The sequence below is a fragment of the Pseudomonas sp. G1002 genome, assembly GCF_013385455.1.
In the GTDB taxonomy this organism is placed as follows: Bacteria; Pseudomonadota; Gammaproteobacteria; order Pseudomonadales; family Pseudomonadaceae; genus Aquipseudomonas.
Map to the genome: position 1 here is coordinate 99,664 of NZ_JACAPY010000033.1, position 6,237 is coordinate 105,900.

Genomic DNA, 6,237 nt, shown 5'->3' on the forward strand with positions numbered 1-6,237 from the left:
TCAGACTCTAAAAAAAGCCCCGGTCAGACCTGGCCGGGGCATTTTGGTTAGCGTGTACTCACTTGGGAAGCCTCGTCCTTGGGCACCCTCCAGCTCAGCAACTGTTGCTTGTAGTCATAACTGGCGCCCTGGTAGTAGGTGATGGCCCGTTGGATCAACGGGTCATCGCTGCCAACGCGGATTTCGTGGCTGTCGCCCAGGGCCTGGTCATGCCGACGCAAGCCTTGGCGCGGGCTGAGAATCGCCAGGTCCTTGCCGTCGAACAACCCCAGGTACTGGTAATTGCCGACTACTACCCGTGGCGGCAGGGGGTTGTCCTGCAGCAGGTTGCGGCCAAAAAACGTCGACTCGTAGCTCAGGTTCAGCAAGCCCAGCAGGGTCGGGGCGAGGTCGATCTGGCTGGCCAGCTTCGCGTTCTCGCCGGCGTCTACCAGTTTGGGTGCGTAGATGAACAGCGGGATCTGGTAGTTGACCATCGGCAGGTCTTCCTTGCCGGCGCTGCCCGCCGTGTGGTCGGCGACGAAAATAAAGATCGTGTTGTCGAACCAGGGTTTCTGGCGCGCCGCCTCCAGGAACTGGCCGATGGCATGGTCGGTGTACTTCACCGCGCCGTCGCGACCGTCACCGGATTTGATATCAATGCGGCCAGCCGGGTAGGTATACGGACGGTGGTTGGAGGTGGTCATCAGTTGCAGCAGGAATGGTTGCTGCTTGGCGTAGTCGGCGTCCGCCAGTTTCAGCGTCTGTTTATAGAGGTCTTCGTCGGCCATGCCCCAGGCGTTTTTAAAGCTGATTTCGGATTCGGGCACGCTGCTCTGGTCGACCACGCGGTAACCGTTGCCGCTGAAAAACGCGTTCATGTTGTCGAAGTAGCCCCGGCCGCCGTAGACAAACACGCTGTCGTAGCCGATGGCGTTGAGCTGCTGGCCGAGGCTGCCGAAACCGCTTTCCCGGCCGATACGCTTGACGATGGAACGCCCGGGCGTCGGCGGGATGGCCAGGGTGATGGCTTCCAGGCCGCGGTCGGTGCGGGTGCCGGTGGCGTAGAAGTTATTGAAGTACAGGCTCTGTTTGCGCAGCGCATCGAGGTTGGGCGTGAGGTTATTCGGGTCGCCGTTGCTGCCCATGTACTTGGCACTGAAGCTTTCGATGGTCACCAGCACGATGTTGGGTTTGCGCAGCGTGCCCGGGTTGGTAATGGCGCGACGGATATCCAGCGGATCCGTGCCGATAAACCGTGCGTTGGGCTCGCTGAGTTCTGCGCGCAACTGCTTGGCGACTACATCCGCCGGCAGGCTCTTGTAGAACTGGGTGTAGTCCAGTTCGTTGTTACGGAAAGCGGCGAAGAACTGATAGGGGCCGTTGCTGGCCAATTCGTTGTTGTAGGCGTTACCGCCCTGGCTGCGCGGGCTGTCCTGGTTGATCAGTTGCAGGCTCAGGCCGGCCACCAGCAGCAGGCCAAGGGCACTGAGCAGACGCTTGCGCATCGCAGGCAACGGCGCGTCCATGGCCGCGTTGAACGGTTTACGCAAGACCACGCTCAAGACGATCGCCATCACGGCCAGCAGGCTCAGCAGCTTGCCGATCGGATACGACTCCAGCAGGTTGTTCAGCACTTCCTTGGAGTAGACCAGGTAATCCACGGCAATGAAGTTGAAGCGCACGCCGAACTCGTCCCAGAACAGCCATTCGGCCACGCTGGTGAAAAGCATGGCGAACAGGCTGACGGTGAGTACCGCCTGCAGGAACCAGCGATGGCCGCGACGGCGCCACAAGCCTGGCGGGCACAGCAGCAAATACAGGCCCAGGGGCAGGGCGGCATAGGCGAGGAAGCCGAGGTCATAGAGCAGGCCCACGCCGAATACCGGCAGCAGGTTACCGCTCACTTCATCCAGATGGGTTACTAGCAGCACGCTGCGGGTCAGTAGAAAAACCACCAGCCAGGCACCGGTTACCAACAGCAAATAGCGCATTGGCGCTGTTTTGGGAAAACCCATGTCAATGTTCCTTATTTTCGATGGGCGCGATCTTCGCGCTGACACTGTAGTCAGGTTGTGAACCTATAGTGAAAAACTCGTTAAGTTCCCCAATCGGTTGAAAACAGTAATCGGCGCGGCCTTCAGGCCTAGCCGTGAGCCATACTTGGCCTTAAGCTGCGCGAGCCAACACGGCCGTTACCGCGTACGGAGACACTGCCCATGCGAATTTTATTGGTTGAAGACAACCGCGATATTCTGGCCAACCTGGCCGATTACCTGGGGCTGAAGGGCTACACCGTAGACTGTGCGCAGGACGGTTTGTCGGGCCTGCACCTGGCTGCCACCGAACATTACGACCTGATCGTGCTCGACATCATGCTGCCTGGCATTGATGGCTACACCCTGTGCAAACGCCTGCGTGAAGACGCGCGCCGGGACACGCCGGTGATCATGCTCACCGCCCGCGACCAGCTGGATGACCGGCTGCAGGGCTTCAAGTCCGGCGCCGATGACTACCTGCTCAAGCCGTTTGCGCTGTCGGAGCTGGCCGCGCGTATCGAAGCAGTGCTGCGTCGTGCCCAGGGCGGCGGGCGCCGTGCCTTGCAGGTGGGTGACCTGAACTACGACCTCGATACCCTGGAAGTCACCCGCGAAGGGCGCCTGCTCAAGCTCAACCCGGTCGGCCTGAAGCTGCTGGCGGTGCTGATGCAGAAAAGCCCGCATGTATTGCGCCGTGAGATTCTCGAAGAAGCCCTGTGGGGCGATGACTGCCCGGACAGCGACAGCCTGCGCAGCCATGTCCATCAACTGCGTCAGGTGATTGATAAACCCTTCGCCAAGCCGTTGCTGCAAACGGTGCACGGTGTGGGTTATCGCCTGGCCGAGGGTCGTGATGGAGTTTAAGCAAAGCCTTGCCCAGCGGATCATCATCGCCTTCGCCTTGATGAGCGCGTTGGTGGCGGGGGCCTTCGCCATGGGCATCGTCGCAACGGTGCACCTGGTGGAAGAAAAACTCATTTCGGCAGGCCTGGGCGGTGACTTGCAACGCCTGTTGCTGATGGACAGCGTCGAGGACTGGAGCCATCGCCCCGAGCCCGACCAGTTGTTCTACTTCAGCGGCGGCCCCGGCGATTTCGAACTGCCCAAGGACTTGCGCCACCTGGAGCCTGGTTTTCACGAGGTGTTTCGGGAGGCGCTGTCCTACCATGCCATGGTCGAGGTGGTCGACGGCCGCCGTTATGTCCTGCTGCAAGACCAGAGCGATTTCGAAGAGCGCGAGCGCGTGCTGTTTGCCGTGGTGCTGGTGGGGTTTGTACTCAGCCTGGCGTTGGCGGTATTCCTCGGCTGGGTGCTGGCGCGCAAGGTAATGGCGCCGGTGGTGCGTCTGGCCCGCCAGGTGCGGCACCGCGACCAGTTACTCGGACTGGCACCACCGCTGGCGCCGGATTACGCCGCGGATGAAGTCGGCGAATTGGCCGTGGCCTTCGACGCCACCCTGGGCCGTTTGCGCCAGGCATTGTCCCGGGAGCAACTGTTTACCAGTGACGTGAGCCACGAATTGCGCACCCCGCTGATGGTGCTCGCCAGTTCCTGCGAGCTGTTGCTGGAGAACCCCGCGATTGACCAGCGCGGCCGCAAGCAGGTCGAGCGCATTGCGCGGGCCTGTGAAGAAATGCGCGAACTGGTGCAGACCTTCCTGATGCTGGCCCGTGCCCAGCGCGAGGAGGCCGGCATGTCGCCCCAGGCCAACCTGGCCCAGGTGGCCGAGGACTTGCTGGGGATCTGGCGTGAGCCGATCGAGCGCAAAGGCCTTGAGCTGATCTATCAACCGGGCAATCCACTGGATACCCGCTACAACGCGACCTTCCTGCACGCGGTCATGGGCAACCTGTTGCGTAATGCCCTGCACTACACCGAGCATGGCTTGATCCGCCTTACCCTGGAACCGAGCGGTTTTGTGGTGGAAGACACTGGCGTGGGCATTCCCGAGGACAAGCGCGAAGCGATGTTCGAACCGTTTGTGCGTGGCAGTGAAAAGCGCGGTGAAGGCCTCGGCCTGGGTTTGTCCTTGGTTCAGCGCATCTGCGAGAACCAGGGTTGGAGCGTCAGCCTCAGCACCATGGAGCCCAACGGCTGCCGCTTTCACGTCGAATTGAGTCAGGTCAAAGCCTGATGCCTGCCCTGCCGCTAAGCTGCGGCAGACTTCCTGATTTTCGCCGAAGATGGCATCATGCCACGACTTGTGTCTGCAAAGTTTTGTAATGTATACGATTCGACAGGACAAGTTTTTCACAACGTGTTGACCTGTTGATCACAGGATTCTTCTTAAGGTTGTAGGCATCAGTAACTGGAGACCCGGTGATGCCTACCCCGATCAAGCTCGAATTTTCCGAAAAGTACGACGATCAGCACGCGCAGAATTATTTGCTCAAACATCAGGACAATCTGGCTCGCCGGTTGTCCCACAAACGCGACGAGCAATTGGCCCGTGGTGCGTTGGCCATGGCCGGTGAGCCTGGCCTGGTGCTGGACCTGCCATGTGGTGCCGGGCGCTTCTGGCCACTGCTGGCTGAAAAGCCCAACCGTGTGATCATCGGCGCCGATAACTCAGCGTCGATGTTGAAGATCGCCACGGTCGCCCAACCGGCGGATGTGGTGAAACGGGTACGCCCCTTGCAGACGTCTGCCTTTGATATCGATTTGCCAGATAACGCGGTCGACAGTATTTTCTGCATGCGCTTGATGCACCACATCGGTGATCCTGAGCACAGGCTGGCAATACTGCGCGAATTTCAGCGCGTTACCCGTGACAGCGTGATTATCTCGTTGTGGGTGGATGGCAACTTCAAGGCGTGGAAACGCAAGCGTGCCGAAGTGCGGCGTCGCAACAAGGGTGAGCAGGAAGGTTACCAAAATCGGTTTGTGTTACCGGCTGCTACTGTTGAGGCAGAGTTTGAGCAGGCCGGTTTCCGTGTTCAGGAATCTCTGGACTTCATACCGCTCTACGCCATGTGGCGAGTGTATGTATTGCGCAAGAGGTAACAGGATGGCTGTCGAGTGTTTACCAGGTAGTGAAGTAGCTCCCGAAGAGCGATTTGATTATTTCTGGCGCCAGCAGGGCGAGTGGGTCGAAGAGCCCAATCGTCGTCGTGGCGGTGAAAGTGGTGTGCAACGGGTAACGGGCACCAATGGGCGTTTGCTCTACAGCAAGCGCCAGACCGGTCATATCTACCGTAGTTGGCTCCATCCGTTTGGGCGCCCCACTGTGTTGCGTGAGCGTGACGCCCTGAAGGGCCTGCGCTTGCTGGATGTACGCGTACCGGAGTTGGTGTTCTGCGAGGCCCGTCGCGATCCTGAGCACCAATGGAAGGCGTTGTTGGTGACGGCGTCGCTGGACGGTTTCGACGAGATTGAAAACTGGTACGCCGCCGGTGGTCGTGAGCAGTATGGCGAGTTGGTGCATGAGCGTTTGCTCAAGGAACTCGCGGGTACGTTGGCGCGGATGCACAAGGGGCGTTGGCAGCATGGTTGCCTGTATATCAAGCATATCTTTGTGCGGGTGACGGGTGAGGGTGACGCGGCGAAGGTTGAGGTGGCGTTGCTGGATTTCGAGAAGTGCCGGCAGCGCTTGACCGCTTTGCGGGCGGCCCGGCATGACATGTTGCAGTTACGCCGCCATTCGTCGTGGAATGCTACGGACTGGCAAAAACTGAGCTACTTTTACGAGACGGCGTTTGGCAGCGCTATCAAGGGTTTAACGTAATGAAGCTAGAAATTGCACGAGGTTTGTTTCTGTTGGGGGCGTTGGGCATAGCTGCCCTGGCCCTGGCTGCCTGGGAGCAGCCCCGGACACAAGTTCTCAGTGCGGTGCAGGGTGTCGGGCAGCAATGCCCGATGCCGCGGATCGCCAAGGTCGGTGTCGCGGCCAAGCCTGATCATGAGTTGTTGTTGTTCATGTTTGGGATGTCCCAAGGGATGAGGCCACAGAGTTGAAGAGATTGAAGCCCAAATAAAAGGCCTCGCTAGTTCGAGGCCTTTTATTTGGGCTTGGGTTTTGGGTTGGTTGGTTGGTTGGTTGATCGAGTACATATCCGTTGCTGCGGTAACGGCGGCTTATGGTTCCGCTCTTACAGCGGGTCACTTTTGGCAAACGCCCCAAAAGTAACCAAAAGGTCTTTGCCCCACCACTCGGTGCCTCGCCTAGGCTCGGCATGCCCGCACTCCGGCCCGGTTCCGCGGGCCGCCGCGACGGGCCATC

At 59.7% G+C, this 6,237-nt stretch carries 6 protein-coding genes; 5 read left to right on the plus strand and 1 reads right to left on the minus strand.

What is annotated here, in order from left to right:
* Positions 1-47: 47 nt before the first annotated feature.
* The gene (locus HX801_RS22210) at positions 48-1,997 is read right to left on the minus strand and encodes an LTA synthase family protein (protein ID WP_177009838.1); all 1,950 of its coding nucleotides are present in this window, start codon (positions 1,995-1,997) and stop codon (positions 48-50) included.
* A 201-nt stretch (positions 1,998-2,198) separates the two neighbouring features.
* On the opposite strand from HX801_RS22210, the gene colR reads away from it, so the two are divergent.
* From colR to HX801_RS22235, 5 genes are all read left to right on the plus strand, one after another.
* On the plus strand, positions 2,199-2,882 hold the full coding sequence (colR, locus tag HX801_RS22215) for a two-component system response regulator ColR (RefSeq protein ID WP_003208587.1): 684 nt from the start codon (positions 2,199-2,201) through the stop codon (positions 2,880-2,882).
* Positions 2,872-4,152 (plus strand): HAMP domain-containing sensor histidine kinase, encoded by a 1,281-nt coding sequence (locus HX801_RS22220; RefSeq protein ID WP_102369809.1) that lies wholly within the window; start codon positions 2,872-2,874, stop codon positions 4,150-4,152. The genes colR and HX801_RS22220 overlap by 11 nt, the downstream gene beginning before the upstream one ends.
* Before the next feature lie 188 nt (positions 4,153-4,340).
* Entirely contained in the window at positions 4,341-5,021 is a 681-nt protein-coding gene (locus tag HX801_RS22225; RefSeq protein WP_008433602.1) for a class I SAM-dependent methyltransferase, read from the plus strand.
* Positions 5,022-5,025: 4 nt separating this feature from the next.
* Positions 5,026-5,742 (plus strand): lipopolysaccharide kinase InaA family protein, encoded by a 717-nt coding sequence (locus HX801_RS22230; protein ID WP_023659223.1) that lies wholly within the window; start codon positions 5,026-5,028, stop codon positions 5,740-5,742.
* Positions 5,742-5,972, plus strand: coding sequence for a hypothetical protein (locus tag HX801_RS22235; protein WP_008433604.1), 231 nt, complete (start codon positions 5,742-5,744; stop codon positions 5,970-5,972). Before HX801_RS22230 ends, HX801_RS22235 begins: the two co-directional genes overlap by 1 nt.
* Positions 5,973-6,237: the final 265 nt, after the last annotated feature.